Source organism: Sphaerisporangium album, assembly GCF_003323745.1.
GTDB classification, from domain to species: Bacteria; Actinomycetota; Actinomycetes; order Streptosporangiales; family Streptosporangiaceae; genus Sphaerisporangium; species Sphaerisporangium album.
In genome coordinates this window covers 39,138-64,765 of sequence record NZ_QOIL01000023.1, presented here as the reverse complement: position 1 = coordinate 64,765, position 25,628 = coordinate 39,138, and the positions used below count along the sequence as shown (strand labels likewise).

Here is a 25,628-nt window from a genome sequence, read left to right as displayed (position 1 = left end):
GAATCCGGCCATGTCTCATCGCATCGTGGTCGTCGCACTCGACGACTTCGCCACCCTCGACCTCGGCATCCCGGGGCAGGTGTTCCGCGTCGCCGAGCAGGACGGCCGGAATCTGTACGAGGTGGTCACCTGCACCCCGGGTGGACGGCCCGTTCGCGGCCCGGCCGGGTACAGCCTGGTCCCCGACCACGACCTGTCGGTCCTCGGCACGGCGGACACCGTCGTGGTGCCCGGCATCCACAGCGGTCCCCCGCTCGCCGACGGCACGATCGACCCCGAGCTGGGCGAGGCGCTGCGCCGGGCCGCCGCGAAGTCCCGCATGATGTCGATCTGCACGGGCGCGTTCGTGCTGGCCGCGGCCGGCCTGCTGGACGGCCGGCCCGCCACGACGCACTGGAGGAACACCACCGTGTTCCGGTCGCTGTTCCCGAAGGTGCGGCTCGACCAGGAGGTGCTGTTCGTCGACGACGGCGACCTGCTGACCTCGGCGGGCGTCGCCGCCGGCATCGACCTGTGCCTGCACGTCATCCGCCGTGACCACGGCAGCGAGGTCGCCAACCGGGCGGCCAGGCGCTGCGTGACGCCGCCCTGGCGCGAGGGGGGCCAGGCGCAGTTCATCGAGCGCCCGCTCCCCGACCCCGGCGGGACGACGACGGCGCCGACCCGTGCATGGATGCTGGAGCGCCTCGCCGAGCCGCTCGCCCTCGCCGCGCAGGCCCGGCACGCCCGTATGAGCGTGCGCACGTACACGCGACGGTTCCGGGAGGAGACGGGCCTCAGCCCGGCGCGATGGCTGGCCCGGCAGCGCGTCGACCACGCGCGCCACCTGCTGGAGACCACCAGCCTGCCGGTGGACCAGGTGGCCGCCCAGGCGGGCTTCGGCACCGCGGTCTCGCTGCGCCAGCACCTGCACGCCACCGTCGGCGTCGCCCCGCTGACCTACCGCCACACCTTCAAGAACTGAGAACGCGGAAGGGCGGCAAGATCGCTTGCCGCCCTTCCGACCCGCTTGTGGAGCTATGGGGATTCGAACCCCAGACCTCCTCCATGCCATGGAGGCGCGCTACCAGCTGCGCCATAGCCCCTCATCGCGCTGCGGGCGATATGCCCGCCCGGCGCCACGCCAGTGTATCGGACAACGGCGGGCGGGCCGAACCCGTTAGGGGGCTCATCCCCGCGCACGGCGGCCGAGCGGCGCCGGGCACGGCGGGCGGTCACGCAGGTGAAGCCGCTTGACTACGAGGAGTGGTCGGTCCGCTCCGGAAAGTACTGGCGTTTGTTAATTTTCCGTTATGAACTACATCTTCAGCAGGCCGCTCACGAGGGCGTGCTCGCGCATCGTCGCGGGACGCGAGCACGCGCTCGTCGGCATAAGCGCGCTCAACGGCTACTTCTCGCAGGCCACCATCACCGAGCTCCTGCGCTGGGCGGTGTCGAGCTTCGCCACTGTCGACGTGCTGCTGCCGGGCAGAGAGTTGGAGAACACCCTGCGCGGGCGCGGTCACGCCGCGGACCGGGTGCGGCGCAAGGCCCGGATGGCCGTCAACAACACGCGCAACCGCGTGTGCCGCGCCCTGGGCGACCTCGCGCCGCGCGTGCGCCCGGTCGGCGTCTTCACCTGGTCGGACCTGACCGCCAACCGCGCGTACATGGCGACGCGCAGGCGCGTGGAGGCGCTGTACGCGACCGACGCGCGCTTCCGCGACGCCTGCCTGGAGGCGGTGGTGCCGGTGATCGCCGGCGACTCGGGCGAGGAGGTGACCCGCGAGCGGGCGGAGATCGCGGTGCCGTTCCTGCTCGGGGAGCTGCCGCTCGTCGTGGACACCCCGGCGATCCTCGGCACCCGGTCGTCGGTCTTCTGCTACCCCCGGCCGATGCCGCTGGTCGCACACCTCTACGGGGGTCACCTGCCCATCTCCCGCGCGCCGGGCCAGGGTTTCCTGGTCACCCGGCTCTCACGCGTTGACACGCGCACTGACCGAACGTAACGATTGGTCACCCCACGTAATCGTGATGCGAGGAGCCGAGAATGCGTCCGAGCCCCCAGGAAGCCAACGCGGGATCCGCCTTCGACACCAGCGACGTCAACCAGGACGGCTTCATAGACAAGCAGGACATGTACCTCGTCGGGCTTCACCTGGCCGACCGCCTGGGGCTTCCCCCGGACGCCCCGGCGCGCGGCCGGCTCCAGGACGCCTACGCCCAGGTGTGGGAGAACGTCGTGGCCGCCGTCGGCACCGATGAGGAGGGGCGCATCTCCCGGGAGCGGTACGTCGAGTACGCCGTCTCGCCCCGTCTGGACAGGACGGCGTTCATCGTGGCGATCGTCTGGCCCATCACCGACGCCCTGTGGGACGCGCTGGACACCGACGGCGACCAGAAGCTCAGCATGCGCGAGTACCTGCACCTGTGGTCGGCCTACGACGTCGGGACCGCGGAGGCGCGGGAGGCGTTCATCCTGCTCGACACCGACGGTGACGGCCACCTGGGCAAGGACGAGTTCGCGCAGGCGATGTACGACTTCTACTTCAGCGAGGACCCCGAGAAGGCGGCGATCCCGATCCTCGGGCGGTCGTCGTGACGGCGGGACGGCGCCCTCCGCGAGCGCCGTCCCGCACATCCCCGTCGCGCCTGGCTCATCGCAGCGAGCCGGCGGTGCGGATCAGCTCGGCCAGCTCGGTCACCATCGGGTCCTCCGTCGCCGCCGCGAGCCGCGAGGCGTGCCCGGCGAGCGTGCCGAGGTCCTCCTCGAACACCCCGCCGTCCACGCGCCTGAGCCGGTCGGCGAACGCCGCCACGACCGCGTCGACCTGGAGCCGCGGCGATGGCCCCTCCCACAACGACCCGGACAGCTCCGAGACGTCCACGGCGCGGCTCGCCTCGGCGGGCTGGCGGCTGTCGGGGTCCTGCCATCGCACGGTCGCCACGGCGAGCTGACCCGACGTTCCCGGACGCAGCCGCACCTCGTACAGCGCGGTGACGGCGTGCCCGGGGCCGACCTCGCCGCCGTCCTTGGAGTCGTCGCGGAAGTCGCCCTCGGCCAGCGCCCGGTTCTCGTACCCCAGCAGCCGGTACGAGGCGACGGTGGCCGGGTTGAACGCGACCTGCGCCTTGGCGTCGCGCGCCCGCAGGTCCAGGGCGGCCGGCAGCCGGTCGACGAACACCTTGCGCGCGTCCTCCCGCGAGCTGACGTAAACGGCGGCGCCGTCCCCGTTGTCGGCGAGCTGCTCCATCAGGGTGTCGCCGTACTCGCGGCCGACGCCGACGCACAGCAGGGTGACCTGGCGCCCGGCGTAATCCTCGACGCGGTCCAGGATGCCCTTCCAGGTGGTGTCGCCGAGGTTGGCCAGCCCGTCGGAGAGCAGGATGACGCGGTTGGTGGCCACCGGCCGGAAGGCGCGGGCCGCCTCCTGGTAGCCGGTGACGAGCCCGGACTCCAGGTTGGTGGAACCTTCCGTCCGCAGGGTGTCGATCGCCTCGTGCAGCCTGCCGCGCTCGCCGGCGGCCGTCATCGGGATGCGCAGCCGCGCCTCGTCGCTGAAGGACACGATCGACACCGAGTCGCTCGGTCCGAGCTGGTCCACGAGTGTGTGCAGTGCGTCGCGGACGAGGTCGAGGCGGCCGGGGTCGGACATCGAGCCGGACACGTCGACGACGAAGGTGAGGTTGGCGGGCCTGCGGGAGGCCGCCTCGGCGGTCCGGGTCTGCAACCCGACCCTGAGCAGCGCCGTGGCGTCGCTCGCTTTGGCTCCGTCGATGTGGACGGCGAAGCCGTCGCCGGACGGCTCGGCGTAGTCCTGGCGGAAGGCGTTGACGAACTCCTCCGGCCGCACCTGGCCGGGGTCGGGCAGGCGTCCGTCCTTGAGCGCGGTGCGGGCGTAGCCGTACGACGCGGTGTCGACGTCGAGGGCGAAGGTGGACAGTTCCCCGGCGGGCCGCTCGGCCGGACGGGTCGCCGAGGCGCTCGGCAGGGGCTCGGCGGAGCCGCTGGGCACGTTGGGCGCGCGCGTGGCCGTCGGCACGGTGGGGAACGAGGTCTGGGCAGGCTGTGACACGCCGGTCGCGGGCGCGCCGGTGGGCGCGGAGCCTCCGCCGCACGCGGAGACGAGCAGGGCGAGCGCCACCAGGGCGCAGATGAGGAAACGTGACTTCATGAAAGCCTCCCTCGGCATCACCCCGTACGACGACCGCCCGGCGGCGCGGCGCCGGAGCCGTCACGCAAGCGAGGACGAACCGTTCCCAGGCTGTGACCCCCGATCCACCCGACGACACAGGACTTTCCGGACGTAACGCACGTAAGCCGCACACCCACTGGACAAGTCCCGGTTTTCCTACAAGATTGATGGGTTATCTGCCCGGTCCGACTCCGAAGGCGGTCACGTGCTCATCCAACCCGATCCCACGTTCTATCCCTCCGCCCGTGAGGCCATGCGCGCCCCGCGCGAGGGGCTGGCGTACGTCGCGCTCCTGGACACCGGGGGCGAGGGCCGGCCCGACGGGCTCGCGACGATCGACCTCGACCCGGAGTCGCCGGGTTACGGCACGGTCGCCGGCGTCCACGACATGCCCGTGCCCGGGGACGAGCTGCATCACTTCGGGTGGAACGTGTGCAGCGCGGCCCTGTGCCCGTACGCCCCGCACCCGCACGTCGAGCGGCGCTACCTGGTCGTCCCCGGCCTGCGCTCCTCGCGCGTCTACATCTTCGACGTCAAGGACGACCCCGCCCGTCCCAAGCTGGTGAAGACGATCGAACCCGAGACGATCTTCGAGCGCACCGGCTACAGCCGCCCCCACACCGTGCACTGCGGCACCGACGCGATCTACGTCAGCGCGCTCGGCGACGTGAACGGCGACGCGCCCGGCGGCGTCTTCATGCTCGACCACGACACCTTCGAGCCGCTCGGCCAGTGGGAGGCCGACCGGGGGCCGCAGCGCCTGCACTACGACTTCTGGTGGCATCTCGGGCACGACACGATGATCAGCAGCGAGTGGGGCACCCCCAACATGATCGAGGCGGGTCCGGACCTCGGCCTGCTGGTCGGCAGGAAGTACGGCCACAAGCTCCACGCCTGGGACCTGCGCAAGCGCACCCACCTGCAGGAGATCGACCTCGGCGACCAGCACCAGATGGCGCTGGAGCTGCGTCCCTCCCACGATCCGACCAAGACCTACGGCTTCGTCAACACGGTGATCAGCGTCGAGGACCTGTCGGCGAACATCTTCACGTGGTACCTGGAGGACGGCGCCTGGAAGGCGAAGAAGACGATCACGATCCCCGCCGAACCCGCCGACCCGGCGCTGCTGCCCGAGCCGCTCAAGCAGTTCGGCGCCGTGCCGCCGCTGGTCAGCGACATCTCCCTCACGCTGGACGATCGCATCCTGCTCGTCTCGGCCTGGGGCACCGGCGAGCTGCTCGCCTTCGACGTGTCCGACCCGCTGAACCCCCGGCAGACTGGCTCGGTGCGCGTCGGCGGCATCGCCGGTCGCGACGCCCACCCCGGCACGCCCGGCACGGCCAGGAACGGCGGGCCGCAGATGGTCGAGGTCAGCCGGGACGGCAGGCGCGCGTACTTCACCAACTCGCTGTACCGCTCCTGGGACGACGTGTTCTACCCCGACGGCATCGCGGGGTGGATGGCCAAGGCCGACATCGGCGAGGACGGCTCGCTCGCGCTGGACCCGGGCTTCCTCGTCGACTTCGCCGCGGACGGCCGCCGCCCCCATCAGGTCAGACTGCAGGGCGGCGACTCCTCCTCCGACTCCTTCTGCTACCCCTGACCGTCGCATGGACCTCACGCAGGTGCTCGTCCTGGCCGGGTTCGGCGCCTTCCACGGCCTGAACCCGGCCATGGGCTGGCTGTTCGCGGTCGCGCTCGGCCTCCAGGAGCGCTCGCGCCGCGCCGTTCTGGCGGCGCTGCCGCCCATCGTGCTCGGGCACGCGGGCTCGGTGCTGGTCACGCTGGCGCTGGTCGCCGCCGTGCGGACGTCCGCGCCGCCGAAGCCGGTGTCCTACGCCGTGGCCGCGCTGGTGTGCGGGTTCGGCGTGTGGAAGCTGCTGCGCAGGCGCCATCCCCGCTGGGTGGGCATGCGCGTGACCGGCCCGCAGCTCGCGGGGTGGTCGTTCCTGATGGCCACCGCGCACGGCGCGGGGCTGATGCTGCTGCCGGTCACGCTGACGGGCCACGATCGGGCCGCGCTCGCGCTGAGCGGCCAGACCCTCGCCTTCGCGGGGGTGCACACCCTGGCGATGCTGACGGTGACGGCCACGCTCGCCGTGGTCGTGTACGAGAAGCTGGGCGTCTCGGTGCTGCGCCGCGCGTGGTTCAACCTCGACCTGGCCTGGGCGGTGGCGCTCATCGGCGCCGGCGCCTTCGCCGCCCTGACCTGAGCGCCCGGCCCGACGCCGTCCGGCTTCGCCCCGGGCCCGGCTCAGCCCTCCAGCGAGGCGACGAACCGGGACATGCCCGCGAGCCAGCGGTCGGTGTCGTCGTACTTGCGGCGGACGTACTCGGCGACCTCGGGATGGGGCAGGATGTAGAAGCGCTCGGCGTCGAGGCCGTCGATCACCGTCCGAGCCACCTGCTCAGGGCTGAGGATCTCACCGGAGGCGACCACCCCGCGGTAGACCAGGCTGTTCTCCGCGCCCTCCCCGAGCAGGCCGGTGCGCACGCCCTGAGGCGCGAGCACGCTCACGCCGATCCCCTTGGCCCGGTAGTGGATGGAGATCCACTCGGCGAAGGCGATCGCGGCCGACTTCGTCACCGCGTACGGCGCGTCGCCGGGGCAGCTGATCAGCCCGGCGGCCGAGCAGGTGTTGAGCAGGTAGCCGCCGCCCCGCTCGACCATCCCCGGGACCACGGCGCGCGCGGCGTACACGTGGGCGAGAAGGTTGACGTCGATGGTCCTGGTCCAGTCCAGGTCGCCGGCGTCCAGGCCGTGGCCCGTGACGACGCCGGCGTTGGAGCAGAACAGGCCGACGGGCCCGAACGCCTCCTCAGCGGCGCGGACCAGCGCCTGGACCTCGGCCTCGACGGACACGTCGGTGCGCACGGCGACCGCACGGTCGCCGATCTCGCTCGCCGCGGCGGCGGCGCCCGCCTCGTCCAGGTCGGCGACGACCACCCCGGCGGCTCCCTCGTCGGCGAACCGCCGGGCCATGGCCCGTCCGATGCCTCCGGCCGCGCCGGTCACGACGACGACCCGGTCTCGTACCCGCATACGCGTTCTCCGTCCCAAACCGACCAGTCGGTATTCCGGACGGTAGGCGTCCGCGGCGTGACCCGTCAAACACGCGCGGCGGGCCGCCGCGAACGGGTCAGAACGTGTTCCTGCGGCAGTTCAGGAAGAGCTGCATCTCGAAGGGATCGGTGTCGCTGGCCGGCACATAGGCCAGGTCCATCTGCTCGCGGACGGAGAAGCCCGCCTCCTGGACGACGGCCCGCAGCGCCGCCCGGCCGTAGCCGGTCATGCGCATCGAGGTGCCGAGGACGCGGACCGGCGCGTCGTCCATGTCCATCTCGACCATGCCGAGGCCGAGCCAGCCTCCCGGCACGAGGATCTCGTGCAGGCGCAGCAGGGACGCCATGATCTCCTCGCGGCGGAGCATCGAGAGCGAGAAGTAGGCGGCCACCGCGTCGAACCGGCCCAGCGTCTCGTCCACTTCCATGACGTCGAGCTGGTGGAGCTCGGCCTCCGGCACGTTCTTGGCGGCGATCGAGAGCATGACGGGCGAGATGTCGATGCCCGTGACCTCGCAGCCGGCCTCGATGAACTGCCGCGCCGTCGGCACGCCCGTGCCGCAGCCGACGTCGAGCACCCGTGCGCCCGGGCGGAGCTTGCGCAGGATCCACTCCGCCGACGCGATCTGACCGCCCTTGTAAGGAAACGCCTCGTCGTACCGGTCGCCGATCCGGTCGAACGCATCGGCCTGCGCCGCCCGATGCGCCGGGCGCGAGCGTCCCACAGTCATTTCGTCCACCCAACGCCGAATGAATATCTGACTCTCCATTAAATAGGGGGATACCACATGGAAAGTCAAGGCAGGTCAGGATTGAGAGTTAACAGTGTAGACAAAGATATAGCGATCTTGCGCTATTTGCCCTGAATTGTCCGCATTTCGCGGTGGCCGCTACCCCCCAAAAAAGACAGGCGGTACGAGTCCGGGCGTCAGCGGCTCCCTGACGGCGACCCCCGGAATCTTACGCCCTTGACCACCTGATAACGTCCCCTCAAAAGCTGTTTGAACACGTTCAACCGGAGGCGGCATGGTCCCCCTGGTCAATGTGGTCATCATGGTGGGAATGCTGGTCGTGGTGCCCGCCGGGCTCCACCTGATCGGCGTCCCGCGGGCGGTCCGCGCCGCGTGGCTCGCGGGCGCCGTGCCGGGCGCGGTGTCGCTCTGGCTGCCCCGCGGGCCCGTCGCGGTCGCGCTCGCCGTCCTGTACGCCCTCGCCACGGCCGCGCCCGCCCTCCACGCGGCCGCGCGGCTGGCGCGGCGCCGTTGCCTCGCCCCCCGCGAGGTGGCGGTCCTGACCGCGCTCGTGACTCCGGCCGTCGCGGGCCTGTCCCTGGTGTGGGAGCGCGCGGGCCACCCGCTGCTGGGGTTCAAGCCCGCCATCCTGGCCCTGACCGTGGCGCACTTCCACTACGCGGGGTTCGCCGCCGCCCTGACGGCCGGTCTGGTGTGCCGGGCCACCGGCGACCGGGTCGCCTCCAAGGCCGCCGCGCTCGCCGTCCCGGGCGGCACCCTGCTGGTCCTCGCCGGTTACTTCATAGGGGACTGGGCAGAGTTGGCGGGAGCGGTAGCGCTGACGGCGGGCATGTGGCTGGTCGGCCTGCTGACATGGACGGACGTCCGGCGCCGTGCTCCGGACCCGCTGACCCGGGGGCTGCTCGCCGTCTCCGCCGCGGTGCTCGCCGCGACGATGGCGCTGGCGCTGAGCTGGGCCCTGGGCGAGGCCACCGGCCTCCCCCACCCGTCGATCGAATGGATGGCCGCCACCCACGGAGTGTGCAACGCCGCCGGATTCGCCCTCTGCGGGCTGGCCGCCTGGCGCAGGCTGCGGCCCCGGCCGCTGTGACCGAGACCTGTGACCGAGAAGAGGAGCTCATGGACCCGAAGCGCTATCTGAACGCCGAGCCCACCTACCCCGAGGTGGGGGCGACCCGCACGGGCGACCTGCCGCCGGGATACCACCACGTGCGGCGCCGCTACCCCGCGGGCGACGCCGCCGGGTTCACCCGCGCCGCCGACGCCCTGATGACCTGGCGTGTGCACGCCGCGCTCGGCCTTTCCCCTCGGGCCACCGCGCCTCGGGCGGCGCCGGGCGAGGTGGTGGTGAACCGCCTCGGCGTCGGCCCGATCGGCCTGCTCGCCCCCTGCCGCGTGATCTGGACGGTGGAGGAGGACCGCCGCGCCGGCTTCGCCTACGGAACGCTCCCCGGCCATCCCGAGAAGGGCGAGGAGTCGTTGCTGCTCGAAGTCGGCGACGACGGGGCGATGACGTTCGCGGTCACCGCCTTCGTCCGGCCCGGACGCTGGTACAGCCGCCTCGGGTGGCCGCTGACCGTTCTCGCCGTCGAGTTCTTCTGCGGGCGCTACGCCGCCGCCCTGCGCCGCTACGCCCGCTGATCGCCCGGCGAGAAGGAGATGGAGATGTAGTCGCTGAGGGGGCGGTAGCCGAGCGCCTGGTAGATGGAGTTCGACGTCGGGTTCGACAGGTCGGTGAACAGCAGGATGACCTCGCCTCCGGCCTCCTGCGCCGCGCGGGTGGCGGCGTGGGTGACCGCCGAGCCGTACCCGCGCCCGCGCAGCCCCGGCGGGGTGTACACCGGCCCGATACGGGACATGCCGCTGATCGGCCGCGAGAAGCCGGCCATCGCGACGGGCCGCCCGCCGTCCTCCCACAGCACGATCTCGCCCTGGTCGATCCGGTGCCTCATCTGGGGCAGCGGGTCGCTGCCGGAGCTGCCCGGCTCGGCCTCGGCGATGAAGGCGCGCATCCAGGCGGCGACCGGCTCGACGTCCGCCTCGCCGGCCGGGCGCGGCGCGCCGGTGGACGACGCCGGGCTCAGCGCTTGGAGCCGATAGAGGCGCTGCCGGGTGCGGTCGACCTCCGTGAGGCCGCTCACCTCGGCGAACACCTCGGCCTGCGGGCAGGGCCCGGACACGGCGGAGATCTCGCGCCCGCGCACGGCGTCGGCCAGCGCCGGCACCGAGTCGACGGGAATGTCGGCGAGCAGCAGCGGGTACGGCGGCGTGTGGACGACGGCCCCGCACACCTCGCCATCGGCGGTCAGCCAGCCGAGCGTGGCGCCGTCGGCCCACAGCCCGGCGCGCATGCGGCCGAGAACGGTCAGCGGGACGGTGTTGCGGGCGGGGTCGGTGCGCAGCCAGTGCTCGACACCATCGGGAAGGCCGTCAACGTGCCCGGTGAAGGTCCACAGCATGCGGGACAGTGTGCCAAGCTCGGTCCGCGCGGGCGAACCCATTTCCCGCGGGGCGCCCAGGGGCTAGAACTCGTCGGCGCCGGACACCTGGATGACGGGGAAGACATGGCGGGAGGCGGCGCAGACGGTCTCCAGGGTGTGGATCGGCGTGCCAGCGGTGTCGAAGCTCGTCCGGAGGATCTGGACGACCCACTCGCCCGGCGCGAGGTCCAGCGTCTCGGCCTCGTTCGCGGCGGGCGGGCGCGCGACCAGTTCCTCCTCGGCGCGGCCGAAGCGGTGGCCGAGCGCCTCGATGCCCGCCTGGAGGCTCGGCCGGACGAAGCCGGGCTCGCACAGCGGCGTGCCGCCGAACAGGTCGAGGCGGAAGTAGCTGGTGGCGACGCGCACGGGGACGTCGTCGGCCAGCAGCAGCTTGCGCCGCGCCAGCACGTCCGTGCCCGGCTCGACGCGCAGGGCGGCGGCTACGCGGTCACCGGCGGGCTCGGGGCCCACGTACAGCATGCGGCGGCTCGCGCGGACGCCCTGCCGCTCGGCCTCGGCCACGAACAGGGACGCGGACGCGCGCACGGCGGGCTCGGTGGGCAGAGAGCGGCGGACGAGCACGCGCGGGGTCCCGTTCCGCTCCACCTGCCGCCCGTGCCTTCCCTGTAAACGGCGATACCGCCCTGGAGGGGGCGGTATCGGGTTGTTCGCGAGGGTGGAGCTATGGGGATTCGAACCCCAGACCTCCTCCATGCCATGGAGGCGCGCTACCAGCTGCGCCATAGCCCCTTGCGATGCGGCCCCAGTCTATCGGAACCTGACCACCGCATGGGCCCGGAGATAGCCAACGCCTCCCCGCACGGGACCGGGCCGGCACGTGAGCCGTGCCGGCCCCTGACGAGGTGGTCGGCCGAGATCAGCCGAGGCGCTCGGGGCGCTCGGGCGCGAGCGGAGGCTCGTCGTCCCAGCGCGGCGTGCCCTGCGGCGAGACCGGCCCGCTGCCGGGCGCAGGAAGCGACGGCTCCGGCGGGTACTCGCGTCCCACCGGCTGCGGCGGCACCGGCTCGCCGTACCCGGCGCCGACGGGCTCCCGGGGGGCGGGCGCGGCGGTTCCCGTCCCGTGCAGCACGTCCCCACCGGGCGCCGTGCGCGCGGCCGCACTGTGGTCGTCGTCGAGGGGCGTGGGCACCTCGCCGCGCCAGCCGCCCGTCTCGTGTCCCTTGGACTCGATGAACATCTTGAAGCGTTCGAGGTCGCCGTGGACGCGCATGCGGACGAGCTGCAGCTTGTCGCCGACCTGCTCGACGATGCCCTCGGGGTCGAACTCCATCTGGAGCATGACCCGGGTGGTGTCGTCGGTGATCCGGTGGAAGGTCACCACACCGGCCTGGCGGGGTTCCTCCAGCGAGCGCCACGCCACCCGCTCGTCTGGGCGCTGCTCGGTGATCTCGGCCTCGAACTCGCGGTGGACGCCCGCGACCTGGACGCTCCACGCGAGGCGGGTGTCGTCGATCTGCTTGACCGACTCGACGCCTTCCATGAACTCGGGGAAGCTTTCGAACTGGGTCCACTGGTTGTAGGCCGTCCGTACGGGCACGGCCACGTCGACCGAGTGCTCGATGGTGCTCATCAGGCTTCCTCCCTTGTTGTGGTTACGGAAACCTGCCCTGCCCCTCATCGCCGCGCCTAATCGGGCCTTCGCGTCCGCACAAGCCAGAACAGGCCCACGAGCGGCAGCACCAGCGGGATGAATCCGTACCCGCTGCCGAAACCCGACCAGACGGTGGCGCGCGGGAAGGCGGCCGAGTCGGCGAGGCTCAGCGTGCCGACGACGAGCACCCCGGCCAGCTCGATCGCGCAGGCCGCGAGCGCCGTACGCCGGGCGCCGCGGGCGAGGGCGACGGTCAGCACGATGTAGACGGCGGCGGCGAACGCCGAGAGCACGTACGCCAGCGGGGCCTGGTCGTAGCGGGTGGCGATCTGCACGGCCGCGCGAGCCCCGGCCGCGAGCGCGAAGACGGCGTACACGGCGACCAGCAGGCGTCCCGGCCCGGTGTTGACCGGCGCGCCGGTCACGGGGCGGTCCCCTGCCAGATCTGCAGCAGCCGCCCGACCATGACCGGGATGGCGAAGCAGGCGACGGCGGCCACCGCCGGACCCCAGCGGGTGCGCTCGCCGAGCGCCCAGAACGCCGCGATCGGCGGGATCACGATGGTGCCCGCCAGATAGCCGATGAACGTGGCCGTCTCGGGCGGGCTCTGGCCGCCGATCACCTTGGCGACGCCGATGCCCGCCTGCGCGAGCAACCCGAGCTCCAGCAGGGCGAGGCCGGCGAGCAGGACGACCCCCATCGCCCGGTTCCTGATGGCGACGATCACGCACACCACCGCCAGCAGCAGCGAGCCGATGATCAGCGCGGTGGCCAGGCCGCCGATCATCGGGCGGCCGGGAGGGTCGGGGCCGCGGGCGCGGGGATCTTCCGGAGCATGGCAGGTAGGTTATCGGCCGCCCGCCTCGGTCTTCCGCGCGAGGAGCCCCCTCCACGGCGCGTCGCCGGGAGGGGGCCGTCGCGGACTCAGGAGCAGGTCACCAGCACGATGGACACCACCGTGCAGCGCACCGTGCCGGAGTCGTTGGCGCTCACCGGGTCCACCGGGGCGGACGCCGTGCGGGTGGCGGTGAAGGTGTAGGGGACGCCGATGGTGAGCAGCCCCACGGGGACGGAGAACGCCCTGGTCACCGAGGCACCCGGAGCCACCTCCCCCGTCGTGCAGGTCACGGTGCCCGAGGCGGTGGCGCAGTCGCCTGACGAGGCGCCGAACCCGGGAGGCAGCGGCGTCGTGACGGTCGCGCTCCGCACCGCGCCCGGCCCGTTGCCGGTGACCCGCACCCTGAACTCGATCTTCGGGACGAGCAGCGCCAGCTTGGGCGTCGCGGTGAGGGTCACGGCGGCGTCGGCCTCGGAGATGATCGTGAGCACCGGCCCGGCGATGATCTCGGTGGCGTAGTTCGACCCGCGCAGCTCGCCCTGGAGGGTCTGCGGGCCCGGGTCGACGCCCTGCGCGGTCGCCAGCGTGAAGGCGACGGTGGCCGAGGCCCCGCCGGAGAGGGCTCCGACCGGCGCCTGGAATCCGATCGGCGTACCGCCACCGTTGGTGACGGTGGTGCACGCGCCGACCGCCCCCGCGCATCCGGTGAGCGTCGCGTACGAGGGGAGCGCCGCGGGCGTGCTGTACACGCGGGCGGTCGCGTTGAGGACCGTGAAGGAGTGGATATTGGTGACCGTCACGGTGACCGTCACCTCGTCGCCCGCGTTGACCTGCGAGGACGATAAGGACAGCGCCACCTCGGGCGGGTCGGCGGATGCGGGGGCGGCAAGGAGCGGGGACATGAGGGTCGCGACGGCCAGTGCCACGACGGCGAGGGGGTGCCGGAGGGATCTCATCGCAGCCTTTCGAGCTCGGAGGACGAACCCTCCGACTATGACCGCTCATATCCCGCATCAGCGTCATATCGCGGTTATTTGGTCACGATTCGTAGTGGCCACATGTGGACACGGCTCCGTCGCCCTCCTCCGCTCGGGGCCGTCGCCTGACTACCGCGCCGGCAGCAGCGTGTAGCCGGGGAAGTTGCCCGGCAGGCGCTCGCCCTCGGGGCCGAGGGTCACGGCCCTGACCAGCAGCTCCCCGCCGACGAACGCACCCTGCCAGGACGCGCCGAGGCCGCCGAACAGCTCCTCGCGGTCGCCGCGCGAGCGGGGCCCGTTGATCCCCACCTTGAAGGCGCGGACGTCGGCGGCCAGCCGCCGGGCCGTCTCCTCCTCGTCGCAGGAGATCGTCGCGACCAGCGCGCCGTTGCTGGCGTTCATCGCGGCCAGGAACTCGGCCTCGGTGTCCACCAGCACCACGGTGTCGACCGGGCCGAACGGCTCGGCGTGGAACAGCGGAGAGGAGGCGGGCGGCGCGAGCAGCGCGACCGGCGCGAAGTACGCGGAGGTGTCCTGGCCGGGCAGGAACGCGCCGTCGTCCAGCGAGCCCCGGTACAGCGGCACGCCTCCCCGCGCGACGGCCTCGCCCACCTGGTCGGCGAGCTCCTTGGCCTTCGTGCCGTTGATCAGCGGCCCGAAGTCCAGCTCGGGCAGCGGGTCGCCCGGGTCTTCCACCGCGAGCGGGTGGCCGAAGCGCACCGCCCGGACGGCGTCCAGGTAGGCGGCCAGGAAGTCGTGGAACAGCGCGCGCTGGACGACGAACCGGGGGTAGGCCGTGCAGCGCTGCTTGCCGTAGTCGAACGTCCTGCGGAGCTGCGCCGACAGCGTCTCCCAGCCGCCGTACTGCCAGACGCCCCAGCAGTTCAGCCCCTCCTGCTCCAGCACGTGCCGCCGGTCCAGCCCGCGCAGCGAGGCGGCGACCTGCCCGCCCGCGCCCCTGCCGCCGACGAAGGACACGCACCCGAGGCCGGGGCCGCGCACGAGCGCCGGGGACAGCTCGCCTCCCCCGCCGCTGACCAGCGTGATCGGCAGGCCCTCGTGGGCGGCCAGCGCGCAGGCCAGCGTGAGACAGGCCAGCCCGCCGTCGGTGGGGGTCTTGGCGATGACCGCGTTGCCCGCCAGCGCCTGCACGAGCATCGCGTGCATGAGCACGCTCATCGGGTAGTTCCAGCTCGCGATGTTGCTCACCGGCCCGTCCAGCGGCGTGCGGCCGGCGATCATGCCGTCGATCTCCGTCACGTACCACCGGACGCCCTCCACGCAGCGGTCGACGTCCGCGCGGGCCGCCTTCCACGGCTTGCCGATCTCCCACACCAGCAGCAGCGCGAGCAGGTCGCGGTGGGCCTCCAGCGCGTCCAGCGCCGCGGTCACCCGGGCCGCGCGCTCCTGCTGCGGCATGTGCCGCCAGCGCCGGTGCTCCTCGACGCTCGCCCGCACCGCGCGGAACGCCGTGGACCGGTCGAGCCGGGGCGGGCCGGGCATGGCGGTGCCGTCGACCGGCGAGAAGGCGGGCGCGGGACGGCCGTCGCGGCGCCAGGCGCCTCCCCACAGGTTGAGCACGCGGTCGTCGTTGAACGCCTCGGGCGCCGCGGCGAGGCAGCGATCGTAGACGTCGGACCAGGCGGTGGCGGGTTTCAGCGCGAGCGGCATGAGCGGCCTCCTCGATCGGGCTCCGGACGGCGGGCTGAAGGGCGTGGTAGCCCGGCGAACTGAACGGGCTCTGACGTTGGCTCGGGGGGCGAACTCGGGAGGGACGGGTGAGCGGGGCGGGCCTGCCAGGGTGGGTGGGGCATGGCAGGCCCGCCGGCTCGGGGACTCCGGGGGACTCCGGCGTCTGGAAAGGGGAAGGGGAGGGGCTTGGACGCCCGGGGAGGCTCGGAGCCCGGGGAGGTCAGTCCGACCAGTCGACGGCGAGCGCCATCCGCGGCAGCGGCTCGAACTCCTTGATCGCGTCGAGCGCGGGGCCCATGGCCGCGTTGGCCTCCCGTTCGACCATGACCTCCACGAGCACGGGCAGCCGCCGCGTCTCGGCCTCGGCGCTCGCCCATTCCAGCGCGCCGCGCAGCTCGCCCGGCACCTCGACCTTGCGCGCCGGGCAGCCGAAGGCCTCCATGACCTTGACGTGGTCGATGCCGCCCTCTCCGTAGTGCAGGTCGACGGCGTAGTTCATGTCGTAGGGGATCTCCGCCTGGCGGATCAGCCCGAGGTACTCGTTGTTGATCATGATGATCACGAACGGGATGCGGTACTGCGCGGCGACCGCGATCTCCTCCATCAGGAACTGGAAGGAGTAGTCGCCGACGACGGCCACGACCTCGCGCTCGGGGTGGGCGCACTTGACGCCGATCGCCGCGGGCACCTCCCAGCCGAGCGGCCCCGCCTGCCCGCAGACGAGGTAACGGCGCGGCAGGTAGGTCTTCTGGAACTGCCCCGACCAGATCTGGTACAGCCCGATCGCGGTGACGAACGTGGTGTCCCTGCCGAAGAACTCGTTGATCTCCCTGAACACCCGGGGCGGCTTGATCGGCACGTCGTCGAAGTCGTCGCGCCGGGGGAGGCCGTCGCGCAGCTCGCCGACGCGCCGCGTCCAGGCCCCCGGCCCGCGGGCGGGGACGACGCGCCGCGCCTGCCCGGCCATCGCGGCGAGCGCGGGCCTGGCGTGGCCGACCACGCCGAGGTCCGGCTCGAAGACGCGGCCGATCTGCGTCGGCTCGATGTCGACGTGGACGAAGCGCCGCCCGCGCCGGTACACCTCCAGGTCGCCGGTGTGCCGGTCGCCGAACCGGGCGCCGACGGCCAGCACCAGGTCGCTCTCCAGGAAGACCGCGTTGCCCCAGCGCGTCTGCGTCTGGATGCCCGCCATGCCCGCGAACAGGGGATGGTCCTCGGGGAACGCGCCCTTGCCCATGAGCGTCACCTGCACCGGCACCTGGAGGTGCTCGGCGAGGGCGCGGAGCTCGCCGGCGGCGTCGGCGATGACGACCCCGCCGCCGGCGAGGATCAGCGGGCGCGCGGCGCCCGCCAGCATGTCGACCGCCGCGCGCACGGCGCCGACCGGCGGCGCGGGCACGTCCACGGGAAAGGGCTCGTCGAGCTCCCTGTCGTACAGGCACGTGCCGCGCTGCACGTCGACGGGAAGGTCGATGAGGACGGGCCCCGGACGTCCGGACCGGGCGATCCGGAACGCCTCGCGGAACACCCACGGGGCCTGGGCGGCCTCCTTGAGCTGGACGGCCCACTTGGTGACCGGCTTGGCGATCTCGACGATGTCCACGGCCTGGAACGACTCCTGGTGGAGCTTGTCCTTCGGCGCCTGCCCGGTGACGCAGACGATCGGGATGGAGTCGGCCATCGCGGTGTAGAGCCCGGTGATCATGTTGGTGCCGGCCGGGCCCGAGGTGCCGATGCTGACGCCGACGTTGCCGGTGACGCGCGCCCAGCCGTCGGCCGCGTGCGTCCCGCCCTCCTCGTGCCGGACGGTGATGTGGCGGATGGAGCTTTTGCGCAGCGCGGCGTACAGCGGCAGGATCGCCGCTCCGGGGATGCCGAAGACGGTGTCGACGCCCTCGGACTCCAGCACCGCGACGACGGCCTCCATGCAGGGGACGCGCTTCATCCGTTCAGCCTCTCGATCACCTTCAGCAGTGCGGAGTGGTCCAGCGATCCGTGCCCCTGGGCCTTGGCGGCCGCCATGAGCTGGGCGACGACGCCGGTGAGGGGCAGCGCGACGCCCGCGCGGCGCGCGGCGGCGATGGCGATCCCCATGTCCTTGTGGTGCAGGTCGATCCTGAAGCCCGGCGCGAACTCCCGCCTGACCATGGAGTGCCGCCGCAGTTCGAGGATGCGCGAGCCCCCGAGGCCGCCCGCGAGCACGTCCAGCCCGCCCGCCGGGTCGACGCCTGACGCCTCCAGCAGCACGATGGCCTCCGCGACCAGCCCGAAGATCCCGCCGACGACGAGCTGGTTGGCCGCCTTGACGGTCTGCCCCGCGCCGGACGGGCCGACGTGCCTGATCGTCGTGCCGAGGACGCTCAGCAGCGGGCGCATCTCGGTGAAGTCCTCCGCCGCACCGCCCGCCATGATGGAGAGCGTCCCGTCCACGGCGCCGCGCTCGCCGCCGCTCACCGGCGCGTCCAGCGGCCTGATGCCCTTGATCGTCGCCGCCTGCGCCACCCGTATGGACGTCTCGGGCTTGACGGTGCTCATGTCCACGTGGAACATGCCCGCCCTGCCGTGTTCGAGCAGCCCGTCGGCGCCGAAGGCGACCTCCTCGACCTGCGGCGAGTCGGGCAGCATGGTGATCACGACGTCCGCGCCCTTCACGGCCTCCGGCACGGACCCGGCCGCCTTGCCCCCGAGCGCGGCGAGCCGCTCCACGGGCCCCGGGCTCACGTCGTACCCGGTGACGTCGAATCCCGCGCGTACCAGGTTGGCCGCCATCGGGGACCCCATGATCCCCAGCCCGATGAACGTCGTCCTCACCGCGCACGCTCCGTCATCGTGTGGTTCTCCTTCAGCCAGGCGAAGTTGTCGATGGCCGGCCCGGCGGGCCGGAACTCCAGGCCGACGTGGCCCGCGTACCCGGAGGCGTCCAGGCGCCGGAAGATCTCGTCGTAGGGCATGACGCCCGAGCCGGGGGCTCCCCGGCCGGGGTCGTCGGCGATCTGCACGTGGCCGAACCGCCCGGCGGCGGAGTCGATCAGCGTGAGCACGTCCTCGCCCATGCGGTGCAGGTGGTAGAGGTCGGCGAGGAAGGCCACGTTGGGCGCGCCGGTCCGGTCGGCGAGCTCCAGCGCCGCCGCCGAGGAGGTGATCGGGTAGTCGGGGTTCTCGTAGGAGTTCAGCGCCTCGACCACGACGGTCGCGCCGGCCCGCGCCGCCGCCGCGGCGGCCACGGACAGGTTGGCCAGGGCCAGGTCACGCTGCGCCTCGTCGCCGAGGCCCGGCACGCGGTTGCCGTACAACGCGTTGAGCGCCCGGCAGCCGAGCGACCCGGCGAAGCCGGCCGCGACGTCCACGTTGGCCAGGAAGCGCGCCTCCCCGTCCGGCCGGGACACCAGGCCACGGTCACCCGCGGCCATGTCGCCCGCGTCGAAGTTCAGCGCGACCAGGCGCACCCCGGCGTCCTGGATGGCCCGGCGCAGCGCGTCCAGCTCGCCGTCGGAGGGGTCCGGGCGGTCGAAGGGCCACCACAGCTCGACGGCGTCGAACCCGGCGTCCGCCGCGGCGGCGGGCCGTGCGAGCAGCGGCAGCTCGGTGAACAGGATGGACAGGTTGACGTCGAACCGTGGCGCGCTCACGACGCGCTCCCGCCCCGCGCCGCCAGGACGTCGCGCATCAGGCGGGCGGTCTCGCTGGGAGTCTTTCCGACGCGCACGCCGACGCTCTCCAGCGCCTCCTTCTTGGCCTGCGCCGTGCCGGCGGACCCGGAGACGATCGCCCCGGCGTGGCCCATGGTCCTGCCCTCGGGCGCGGTGAACCCGGCCACGTAGGCCACCACCGGCTTGGTGACGTGCTCGGCGATGTACGCCGCCGCGCGTTCCTCGGCGTCGCCGCCGATCTCGCCGATGAGCACGATCGCCTCGGTCTCGGGGTCCTCCTCGAAGGCGGCGAGCGCGTCGATGTGCGTCGTGCCGACGACCGGGTCGCCGCCGATCCCCACCGCGGTCGAGAACCCGACGTCGCGCAGCTCGTACATGAGCTGGTAGGTGAGCGTCCCCGACTTGCTGACCAGGCCGATCGGGCCAGCGGCGGTGATGTCGGCGGGAATGATGCCGGCGCTGGACTGGCCGGGGCTGATGAGCCCCGGGCAGTTCGGGCCGACGATACGGGTGGTCGTGGCCTCGGCGCGGGCCACGAACCTGATGGTGTCGTGGACGGGGACGCCCTCGGTGATCACCACGCAGAGCTCGACGGCCGCGTCGATCGCCTCCCGCACCGCGCCGAGCGTGAACCTCGGCGGCACGAACACGACCGAGACGTCCGCTCCGGTCGCGGCCACGGCCTCGGCGACCCCGCCGAAGACCGGGATGCGCCGGTCTCCGAAGTCGACGGCCCTGCCGCCCTTGCCCGGGGTGACCCCGGCCACGATCTCGGTGCCGGCGGCGAGCATGCGCGCGGTGTGCCGGGTGCCCTCCGCGCCGGTCATGCCCTGGACCAGCACCTTGCTGTCCTTGGTCAGGAAGACGGCCATCGTCGCTGCTCCTCCCGGCCGCCCGCACGGCCTGTCCGCTGTGAATGGCACTGTGAATGGCACTGTGAATGGCACTGTGATCGCCGGCCCCCCGTACGGCGGCCGGTCCCGCCGTGCCCGCTCACCTCGCGGCCAGGTCCGCCGCGGCACGCGCGGCGTCGTCCATGGTCGGGACCATGCGCACCATCGGATGCCGCGCCGCGTCGAGGACGGCCCGCCCGGCCTCGGCGTTGTTGCCGTCCAGGCGCACCACGATCGGGTGGCCCACCTCGCCGAGCGTGCCGAGCGCGGTCACGATTCCCTCGGCGACCGCGTCGCAGGCGGTGATGCCGCCGAAGACGTTCACCAGCACCGAGCGCACGTCCGGATCGGACAGGACGATCTCCAGCGCGGCCGCCATGACCTGGGCCGAGGCCCCTCCCCCGATGTCGAGGAAGTTGGCGGGACGGCCCCCGCCCACCTCCGCCACGACGTCCAGCGTGCTCATGACGAGCCCCGCGCCGTTGCCGATGACGCCGACCGAGCCGTCCAGCTTGACGTAGTTCAGCCCGCGCGCCCGGGCCCTGGCCTCCAGCCCGGCCGCGCCCCGGTCCGGCGGCGGGTCGGCGAACGCCGCGTGGTCGTGCCGGAAGGCGGCGTTGTCGTCGAGGGTGACCTTGCCGTCGAGGGCGATCACGCGGCCGTCGGAGGTGCGGGCGAGGGGGTTGACCTCGACCAGCAGCGCGTCCTCCTCCACCATGACCCGCCACAGGCCGGTCAGCACGGCGGCGACCTGCTCGCGGGCGTCCTCGGGCAGCCCCGCCTGGTCGGTGAGCCGCCGGGCGGTCTCGGCGTCCACCCCGGCGGCGGGGTCGACGGGCATCCTGGCCAGGGACTGAGGCCGGGTCGCCGCGACCTCCTCGATGTCCATGCCGCCCTCGGTGGAGACCATGGCGAGGAACGTCCCGGCCGCGCGGTCGACGAGGTAGGCGGCGTAGTACTCCTCGAACGGCACCGTGGCCTTCTCGACCAGGACCGTCCTCGCCGTGTGTCCCTTGATGTCCATGCCGAGCACCCGGCGCGCTTCGGCCTCTGCGGAGGAGGGGCCGGGGGCGGGGCGGATGCCGCCGGCCTTGCCCCGGCCGCCGGTCTTGACCTGGGCCTTGATGACGGCAGGCGCCTTGAGCGCCCGCGCGGCCTGCCGCGCCTCCTCGGGGGTGGAGGCGACCCGGCCGGGCGGGACGGGGACCCCGTGCCGCGCGAAGAGCTCCTTCGCCTGGTACTCGTACAGGTCCATCACGTCTCCTTATGCGGTTCTTCCATACGGTATACCGTATGGAAGAACGACCGTCCAGAGCCTCGACAGGAGGTCATTAACGGGATATTCCATACAGTATGGAGAATCCCTTGCTCGTCCGCGACTGGCGCGGACGCCCCTATCTGGTCGGGCACACCGCCCGCGAGCTGACCGGCCGTCCCCGGTCCTGGATGTTCTGGCTCCCCTGGGCCGCCATGATCGCCATCGCGCCCCTGCAGTACGGGTACGCGGCGGCCACCCCCGTCCTGCTCGGCCGGCACGACGGCTCGGTCCTCGCCGTGCTCCTCCCGCTGACCGTCTGGATCGCCTGCCAGGCCGTCGCCGCCGTCCCCGCGATCCACCTGGTGCGCCGCGGCCGGCTCGGCGTGCGCCCCGCGCTGGCGGCCGGAGCCGTGCTGAGCGCCGCGGCCTTGCTGATGGTGGCCACCGCGACCGGCACCCCGGCCCTCCTCGCCGGCTACTCCCTGGCCGGGGGCGTCGGCGGCGGGCTGGTCTACGGCGTGTGCACCGAGGTCGTCGCGCGCTGGTACCCCGAGCGGCCCGCGCGGTGGGTCGCCTACGCGACCGGGGCCTACGCCTACGGCGCCGCGCCGCTCGCCGTGGTCCTCGGCCTCGCCCCCCACCTGCTGCGCCCGGTCTTCGTCGTCTCCGCGGCCCTCGCGCTGCCGCTCGTCGGCGCGGCCGCCTGGTTCGTCCGGCTGCCTCCCAGGCACTGGTGGCCGCACGGCGTCGACCCCCGGGCGCACGCGCTCGACCGGCTGATCCTGCGCCGGACGCCGCCCGCCGTCCGGCAGTTCTCCATGGGGCAGGCGCTGCGGACCGGCGCGCTGTCCCGGCTCGCGGCGATCCTGGCCTGCGCGGGGGCGGTCTCGCTGTTCGACGTCGTCGCCCTCGCCATGGCGGAGGTCCCCGGGGCGCCGTGGGTCGCGCTCGCCCTCCTGGTCACGCTCAACGGCGCCGGGCGGGCCTGCGCCGTGCTGGCCTCGGAGGTCGCGGGCCGCAGGCGCGTGCTCGGCGGGACGCTGGCCGTGCTCGCCGCGGGCCAGGCGCTGCTGGCTGCCGGCTTCGCGGCGGGGTCGGGGCCGCTCGTCGTCGCCGCGGCGGGGCTCGCGGGCCTCGGCGGCGGCGCGTTCTACCCGCTCGTCGCGAGCCTGGTGCGCGAGTACTTCGGCGAGGAGCACACCGCCGAGATCCACGGCGCCGTCTACAGCGCCAAGGCCGTCGCCGGCGTGCTCGGGACCGGGCTGGCCGCGCTGGCGTGGGCCTCATGGGGCCTTCCGGCGGCGTTCGGGGTGGCGGCCGCGGTCGCCGCGCTGACGGCCGCGGCTGGTTTCGGTCTGCGCGTACCCGGGCGTCCGGTGACGCTGCCGACCCCGGTGTGACGTGACGCACACCCCAGTGTGACCCGGCTCACCCGGGAGATCGTGTTCCAGACTGTATGCTGTAGGCAGTTGACCGAAAACTTCTAGGCGGCCGTGCGGCTCGCGGTCCTCCCATAATTCCCACTGGAGTTGAAGAAATGTCGCGGTCGGATCTGGCGGGCAAAGCAGCCGCACCCAGGATCGCGCGTCCCGTCCCGCTCCGTGAGAGCGTCTTCGAGGCGCTCCTCGAACTGATCATCAACGGCAGCCTCCGCCCCGGCCGGCACCTCGCCGAGAGCGAGCTGGCCGAGATGCTCGGCGTCTCCCGCCAGCCCATCCGCGAGGCGCTCCAGCTGCTCAGCGGCGAAGGCTGGGTCGACCTGCACCCCGGACACGGCGCCTTCGTGCACGCGCCCACCGCCGAGGAGGCCGACCAGCTCCTCGCCGTCCGATCCCTCCTGGAGACCGAGGCCGCCCGCCTCGCGGCCCGCAACCGCACCGACGAAGGCGTGGCCAGGCTGCGCGCCCTGTGCTCGCGCGGCCTGGCCGCCGTCGAGGCCGACGACGTCGACGACGCGGTGGCGATCAATTCCGATCTGCACGCGACGGTCATGGAGCTGTCCGGCAACACCGTGCTCGGCGACCTGGCCGCCCAGGTCTCCCGCCGGGTGCGCTGGTACCACACCCCCGTGGCCCGCCAGCGCGGCCGCGCCTCCTGGGAGGAGCACACCGCGCTGATCGACGCCATCGCCGCCGGTGACGCCGACCGCGCCGGCGAGATCATGAAGAACCACACCGAGCAGACCCGCCACCTCTACCTGAACCAACTCGGCGAGGAGGAAGCCCCGCAGCCGCTGCCGAGCCGCCGCAGGAAGAGGCGGGCGCCCGCCCCTTTCGGCGGCTGAGGACCGCTCACGGGCGGGGTTTTGACGTGGAAGTTACTCAGGGACCGCTCCGGCGAAACAATCCGGGACGACTTTAAGGGGGAAGGTACACAGCCCCGGGGGTGGGGCACACATGGCGGCGCGCCGGCCGCCGGGGAGAGGGAGCCTCCCCAGTCGGCAGGCGCGCCGCCGGTCCTTCATCGACGGACAGATGACTTTTCCAGTCGGTTCACACGAACCTGACGCCCTCCGGGATCGACCGCGAACCCGCTCGCGAGACCGCTCTCGCCGGTGGCGTCCGCGGGGTCAGCCAGAGGCCCCCTCGGACGCCGGGGTCAGGGTCGATCCCGAGGGCGCGGTGGCGGCCCTGTGGCGCGGACGCCCGGGCTGGCGCAGGAACAGCGACAGCACGCCGGCCGCGAGGCTGGTGCCTCCCGCGAGGAAGAACGCGCCGCCGTACCCCCACGCGCCCACCACCACGGCGCCCATACCCGACCCGAGCAGGCCGCTGACCAGCTTGGACGAGTAGACGAGGCCGTAGTTCGTCGCGTTGTTGTTCTCCCCGAAGTAGTCCGCCGTCATCGCCGCGAACAGCGGGAAGATCGCGCCGCCGCCGAAGCCGGAGATCATCGAGGAGAGCAGGAACAGCGGCATGTTGCCGAGCGACCCCGACCACAGCACCGCGAACTGCGCGAGGCCGAGGATCACGCAGACGATGGTGAGCGTCTGACGCCGTCCGACCAGGTCGGAGATCCAGCCGATGACGCCGCGCCCGGTGCCGTTCACGATCGCCTTGAGGCTCATCGCGAGGGCGACGATCCCGCCGGCGAAGCCCATCTCCTTGCCGAAGGGCACCTGGAAGGCGATGCCGAAGATGTTCACGCCCGCCGTGAAGAGCAGGCACACCCACATCAGCGGGAGCATGCCGGTCTTGATGGCCTCCTTCGGCTTGTACTGGCGCACCGCGGGCGGGTTCTTCAGCAGCGTCCGCGCGTTGGCGTCGACCTTCAGCGGGTCGACGTGCGCGGGCCACCAGTTCTTCGGCGGGTCCTTGAAGAACAGCCCGGCCACCAGCACGGCGACCAGCACGTACACGCCGACCAGGTCGAGCACCGACTGGTAGTTGTTCTCGTGCATGTACGTCGTGAATATGAAGACGAACGGGACCGACCCGTAGGCGAACCCGCCGTTGACGAAACCCGTCTTGCCGCCGCGCCGCTCGGGGTACCACTTGGCGACCATGTTGATGCAGGTCGCGTAGACGACGCCCGCGCCGGCGCCGCCGAAGAAGCCGAACCCGAGGTAGGCCCAGAAGATGTTCGGCGCGTGGCTGAGCGCCAGATATCCGAGGAAGGCGCCCGCCGCGCCCGTGAGCATCGCGGCCCGCGCCGACAGCTTGCCGCTCTCGCGGAGGTAGCCGGCGGGGAAGGCCACGGCGGCCTGGAAGAAGACCCAGACGCTCAGCAGCCAGAAGATGTTGGTGGCGGACCACCCGTGCGCGTCGTGCAGCGTCTCCTCGGCGGACCCGAAGGCGTACTCCGAGACGCTGATGCCCATCATGCCGATCCATGGCAGCAGGACCATGAGCCAGCGCGGCCGACCCATGATGTCCCGGGGGCTCTCGCCTATCCGGTACACCCGGCCATTGCTGTCGGTGATCTCACGATAACTCGGTGCTACAGTGGTCATCGAAAATCGCTTTCGTAGGCGTTGACCAGTGCTCCCCTGTTCCCCGACGTGCTTGTGCCTTGTCGTGCTTGTGCCTTGCTGTGCCAGTGCCTTGCTGTGCCGGTGCCTGGGCGCCGCCGTTGCCGACGTGTCGGCGACGCCCCGTCCGCCGTGCCGGCGGGCCGTGCGTTTTCTGGTCGATCAGGGCGTGGACATACGGCCTCCTCTCCCTCGCCGCGCGTTCGCGGCGGGGGTCAGGTACGCGGGCCGGTCCGCGCGTGACGCCGTCATGGAGGTCCGGGCGGTG

25 protein-coding genes and 2 tRNA genes are annotated in these 25,628 nt (G+C 72.6%); 9 read left to right on the top strand and 18 right to left on the bottom strand.

Features of this window, described 5'->3' with window-relative positions; all coding sequences use genetic code 11:
- Positions 1–10 precede the first annotated feature (10 nt).
- Entirely contained in the window at positions 11–964 is a 954-nt protein-coding gene (locus DQ384_RS32165) for a GlxA family transcriptional regulator (protein WP_245966930.1), read from the top strand.
- 48 nt (positions 965–1,012) lie between these two features.
- Here DQ384_RS32165 and DQ384_RS32160 read toward each other — a convergent pair.
- Positions 1,013–1,085 (bottom strand) — tRNA-Ala (locus DQ384_RS32160).
- Between the two features lie 207 nt (positions 1,086–1,292).
- Here DQ384_RS32160 and DQ384_RS32155 point away from each other — a divergent pair.
- Positions 1,293–1,988, top strand: coding sequence for a tRNA-dependent cyclodipeptide synthase (locus DQ384_RS32155; protein WP_114032640.1), 696 nt, complete (start codon positions 1,293–1,295; stop codon positions 1,986–1,988).
- A 41-nt stretch (positions 1,989–2,029) separates the two neighbouring features.
- Complete coding sequence (locus tag DQ384_RS32150; protein WP_114032639.1) at positions 2,030–2,581, top strand: EF-hand domain-containing protein; 552 nt, start codon at positions 2,030–2,032, stop codon at positions 2,579–2,581.
- Between the two features lie 55 nt (positions 2,582–2,636).
- Here DQ384_RS32150 and DQ384_RS32145 read toward each other — a convergent pair whose 3' ends face one another.
- On the bottom strand, positions 2,637–4,154 hold the full coding sequence (locus DQ384_RS32145; RefSeq protein ID WP_114032638.1) for a vWA domain-containing protein: 1,518 nt from the start codon (positions 4,152–4,154) through the stop codon (positions 2,637–2,639).
- Positions 4,155–4,380: 226 nt separating this feature from the next.
- Between DQ384_RS32145 and DQ384_RS32140 the strand changes: the two genes are divergently transcribed.
- Together DQ384_RS32140 and DQ384_RS32135 are read left to right on the top strand one after the other, a co-directional pair.
- Positions 4,381–5,778 carry a selenium-binding protein SBP56-related protein gene (locus DQ384_RS32140; protein WP_114032637.1) on the top strand — a complete coding sequence of 466 codons (1,398 nt, stop codon included), beginning with the start codon at positions 4,381–4,383 and terminating at the stop codon, positions 5,776–5,778.
- 7 nt (positions 5,779–5,785) lie between these two features.
- Complete coding sequence (locus DQ384_RS32135) at positions 5,786–6,388, top strand: hypothetical protein (RefSeq protein WP_114032636.1); 603 nt, start codon at positions 5,786–5,788, stop codon at positions 6,386–6,388.
- Between the two features lie 41 nt (positions 6,389–6,429).
- Here the strand turns inward: DQ384_RS32135 and DQ384_RS32130 are convergent, their stop codons facing one another.
- A complete protein-coding gene (locus DQ384_RS32130; RefSeq protein WP_114032635.1) occupies positions 6,430–7,218 on the bottom strand; it encodes an SDR family oxidoreductase in 789 nt (262 codons plus the stop codon).
- Positions 7,219–7,315: 97 nt separating this feature from the next.
- Positions 7,316–7,969, bottom strand: a complete 654-nt coding sequence (locus tag DQ384_RS32125) for a class I SAM-dependent DNA methyltransferase (RefSeq protein WP_114032634.1) — start codon at positions 7,967–7,969, stop codon at positions 7,316–7,318.
- A gap of 295 nt (positions 7,970–8,264) precedes the next feature.
- Here DQ384_RS32125 and DQ384_RS32120 point away from each other — a divergent pair, with 295 nt between their 5' ends.
- Together DQ384_RS32120 and DQ384_RS32115 are read left to right on the top strand one after the other, a co-directional pair.
- A complete protein-coding gene (locus tag DQ384_RS32120) occupies positions 8,265–9,080 on the top strand; it encodes a YndJ family protein (protein ID WP_114032633.1) in 816 nt (271 codons plus the stop codon).
- 29 nt (positions 9,081–9,109) lie between these two features.
- The gene (locus tag DQ384_RS32115; protein ID WP_114032632.1) at positions 9,110–9,631 is read left to right on the top strand and encodes a DUF1990 domain-containing protein; all 522 of its coding nucleotides are present in this window, start codon (positions 9,110–9,112) and stop codon (positions 9,629–9,631) included.
- Here the strand turns inward: DQ384_RS32115 and DQ384_RS32110 are convergent.
- The 13 genes from DQ384_RS32110 to sucC form a co-directional block, all read right to left on the bottom strand.
- Positions 9,619–10,449, bottom strand: a complete 831-nt coding sequence (locus DQ384_RS32110) for a GNAT family N-acetyltransferase (protein WP_114032715.1) — start codon at positions 10,447–10,449, stop codon at positions 9,619–9,621. The two genes, DQ384_RS32115 and DQ384_RS32110, sit on opposite strands and share 13 nt — an antisense overlap.
- Positions 10,450–10,512: 63 nt before the next feature.
- Entirely contained in the window at positions 10,513–11,076 is a 564-nt protein-coding gene (locus DQ384_RS32105; protein ID WP_245966929.1) for a GntR family transcriptional regulator, read from the bottom strand.
- A 71-nt stretch (positions 11,077–11,147) separates the two neighbouring features.
- Positions 11,148–11,220 (bottom strand) — tRNA-Ala (locus DQ384_RS32100).
- Positions 11,221–11,347: 127 nt separating this feature from the next.
- Positions 11,348–12,061, bottom strand: a complete 714-nt coding sequence (locus DQ384_RS32095; protein ID WP_114032630.1) for an SRPBCC family protein — start codon at positions 12,059–12,061, stop codon at positions 11,348–11,350.
- A 56-nt stretch (positions 12,062–12,117) separates the two neighbouring features.
- Entirely contained in the window at positions 12,118–12,507 is a 390-nt protein-coding gene (locus DQ384_RS32090) for a hypothetical protein (protein ID WP_114032629.1), read from the bottom strand.
- Positions 12,504–12,869 carry a hypothetical protein gene (locus tag DQ384_RS32085; RefSeq protein WP_114032628.1) on the bottom strand — a complete coding sequence of 122 codons (366 nt, stop codon included), beginning with the start codon at positions 12,867–12,869 and terminating at the stop codon, positions 12,504–12,506. The genes DQ384_RS32090 and DQ384_RS32085 overlap by 4 nt, the downstream gene beginning before the upstream one ends.
- Positions 12,870–13,006: 137 nt before the next feature.
- Positions 13,007–13,876, bottom strand: coding sequence for a DUF11 domain-containing protein (locus tag DQ384_RS32080; RefSeq protein ID WP_114032627.1), 870 nt, complete (start codon positions 13,874–13,876; stop codon positions 13,007–13,009).
- A gap of 150 nt (positions 13,877–14,026) precedes the next feature.
- Entirely contained in the window at positions 14,027–15,568 is a 1,542-nt protein-coding gene (locus tag DQ384_RS32075) for an aldehyde dehydrogenase family protein (RefSeq protein ID WP_114032626.1), read from the bottom strand.
- A gap of 241 nt (positions 15,569–15,809) precedes the next feature.
- Positions 15,810–17,534 carry a glyoxylate carboligase gene (gcl, locus tag DQ384_RS32070; RefSeq protein WP_114032625.1) on the bottom strand — a complete coding sequence of 575 codons (1,725 nt, stop codon included), beginning with the start codon at positions 17,532–17,534 and terminating at the stop codon, positions 15,810–15,812.
- Positions 17,531–18,400, bottom strand: coding sequence for a 2-hydroxy-3-oxopropionate reductase (locus DQ384_RS32065; RefSeq protein ID WP_114032624.1), 870 nt, complete (start codon positions 18,398–18,400; stop codon positions 17,531–17,533). Before DQ384_RS32065 ends, gcl begins: the two co-directional genes overlap by 4 nt.
- Positions 18,397–19,218 (bottom strand): hydroxypyruvate isomerase family protein, encoded by an 822-nt coding sequence (locus tag DQ384_RS32060; protein WP_114032623.1) that lies wholly within the window; start codon positions 19,216–19,218, stop codon positions 18,397–18,399. The genes DQ384_RS32065 and DQ384_RS32060 overlap by 4 nt, the downstream gene beginning before the upstream one ends.
- Positions 19,215–20,111: a succinate--CoA ligase subunit alpha gene (sucD, locus tag DQ384_RS32055; protein WP_114032622.1), complete on the bottom strand. Its 897-nt coding sequence runs from the start codon at positions 20,109–20,111 to the stop codon at positions 19,215–19,217. Before sucD ends, DQ384_RS32060 begins: the two co-directional genes overlap by 4 nt.
- Before the next feature lie 121 nt (positions 20,112–20,232).
- Positions 20,233–21,387: an ADP-forming succinate--CoA ligase subunit beta gene (gene sucC / locus DQ384_RS32050; protein ID WP_114032621.1), complete on the bottom strand. Its 1,155-nt coding sequence runs from the start codon at positions 21,385–21,387 to the stop codon at positions 20,233–20,235.
- 98 nt (positions 21,388–21,485) lie between these two features.
- On the opposite strand from sucC, the gene DQ384_RS32045 reads away from it, so the two are divergent.
- Together DQ384_RS32045 and DQ384_RS32040 are read left to right on the top strand one after the other, a co-directional pair.
- Positions 21,486–22,790 (top strand): MFS transporter, encoded by a 1,305-nt coding sequence (locus DQ384_RS32045; RefSeq protein ID WP_114032620.1) that lies wholly within the window; start codon positions 21,486–21,488, stop codon positions 22,788–22,790.
- Between the two features lie 137 nt (positions 22,791–22,927).
- Positions 22,928–23,674, top strand: a complete 747-nt coding sequence (locus DQ384_RS32040) for a GntR family transcriptional regulator (RefSeq protein WP_114032619.1) — start codon at positions 22,928–22,930, stop codon at positions 23,672–23,674.
- A gap of 285 nt (positions 23,675–23,959) precedes the next feature.
- Here the strand turns inward: DQ384_RS32040 and DQ384_RS32035 are convergent, their stop codons facing one another.
- Positions 23,960–25,342: an OFA family MFS transporter gene (locus DQ384_RS32035; RefSeq protein WP_114032618.1), complete on the bottom strand. Its 1,383-nt coding sequence runs from the start codon at positions 25,340–25,342 to the stop codon at positions 23,960–23,962.
- Positions 25,343–25,628: the final 286 nt, after the last annotated feature.

Bases quoted from the DNA above. Each gene is read 5' to 3' on its own strand.
- DQ384_RS32165 (WP_245966930.1), top strand. From the start codon at position 11: ATGTCTCATCGCATCGTGGTCGTCGCACTCGACGACTTCGCCACCCTC.
- DQ384_RS32155 (WP_114032640.1), top strand. From the start codon at position 1,293: ATGAACTACATCTTCAGCAGGCCGCTCACGAGGGCGTGCTCGCGCATC.
- DQ384_RS32150 (WP_114032639.1), top strand. From the start codon at position 2,030: ATGCGTCCGAGCCCCCAGGAAGCCAACGCGGGATCCGCCTTCGACACC.
- DQ384_RS32145 (WP_114032638.1), bottom strand. From the start codon at position 4,154: ATGAAGTCACGTTTCCTCATCTGCGCCCTGGTGGCGCTCGCCCTGCTC.
- DQ384_RS32135 (WP_114032636.1), top strand. From the start codon at position 5,786: ATGGACCTCACGCAGGTGCTCGTCCTGGCCGGGTTCGGCGCCTTCCAC.
- DQ384_RS32130 (WP_114032635.1), bottom strand. From the start codon at position 7,218: ATGCGGGTACGAGACCGGGTCGTCGTCGTGACCGGCGCGGCCGGAGGC.
- DQ384_RS32125 (WP_114032634.1), bottom strand. From the start codon at position 7,969: ATGACTGTGGGACGCTCGCGCCCGGCGCATCGGGCGGCGCAGGCCGAT.
- DQ384_RS32120 (WP_114032633.1), top strand. From the start codon at position 8,265: ATGGTCCCCCTGGTCAATGTGGTCATCATGGTGGGAATGCTGGTCGTG.
- DQ384_RS32115 (WP_114032632.1), top strand. From the start codon at position 9,110: ATGGACCCGAAGCGCTATCTGAACGCCGAGCCCACCTACCCCGAGGTG.
- DQ384_RS32110 (WP_114032715.1), bottom strand. From the start codon at position 10,449: ATGCTGTGGACCTTCACCGGGCACGTTGACGGCCTTCCCGATGGTGTC.
- DQ384_RS32095 (WP_114032630.1), bottom strand. From the start codon at position 12,061: ATGAGCACCATCGAGCACTCGGTCGACGTGGCCGTGCCCGTACGGACG.
- DQ384_RS32085 (WP_114032628.1), bottom strand. From the start codon at position 12,869: ATGATCGGCGGCCTGGCCACCGCGCTGATCATCGGCTCGCTGCTGCTG.
- DQ384_RS32080 (WP_114032627.1), bottom strand. From the start codon at position 13,876: ATGAGATCCCTCCGGCACCCCCTCGCCGTCGTGGCACTGGCCGTCGCG.
- DQ384_RS32075 (WP_114032626.1), bottom strand. From the start codon at position 15,568: ATGCCGCTCGCGCTGAAACCCGCCACCGCCTGGTCCGACGTCTACGAT.
- gcl (WP_114032625.1), bottom strand. From the start codon at position 17,534: ATGAAGCGCGTCCCCTGCATGGAGGCCGTCGTCGCGGTGCTGGAGTCC.
- sucD (WP_114032622.1), bottom strand. From the start codon at position 20,111: ATGGCCGTCTTCCTGACCAAGGACAGCAAGGTGCTGGTCCAGGGCATG.
- sucC (WP_114032621.1), bottom strand. From the start codon at position 21,387: ATGGACCTGTACGAGTACCAGGCGAAGGAGCTCTTCGCGCGGCACGGG.
- DQ384_RS32045 (WP_114032620.1), top strand. From the start codon at position 21,486: ATGGAGAATCCCTTGCTCGTCCGCGACTGGCGCGGACGCCCCTATCTG.
- DQ384_RS32040 (WP_114032619.1), top strand. From the start codon at position 22,928: ATGTCGCGGTCGGATCTGGCGGGCAAAGCAGCCGCACCCAGGATCGCG.
- DQ384_RS32035 (WP_114032618.1), bottom strand. From the start codon at position 25,342: ATGACCACTGTAGCACCGAGTTATCGTGAGATCACCGACAGCAATGGC.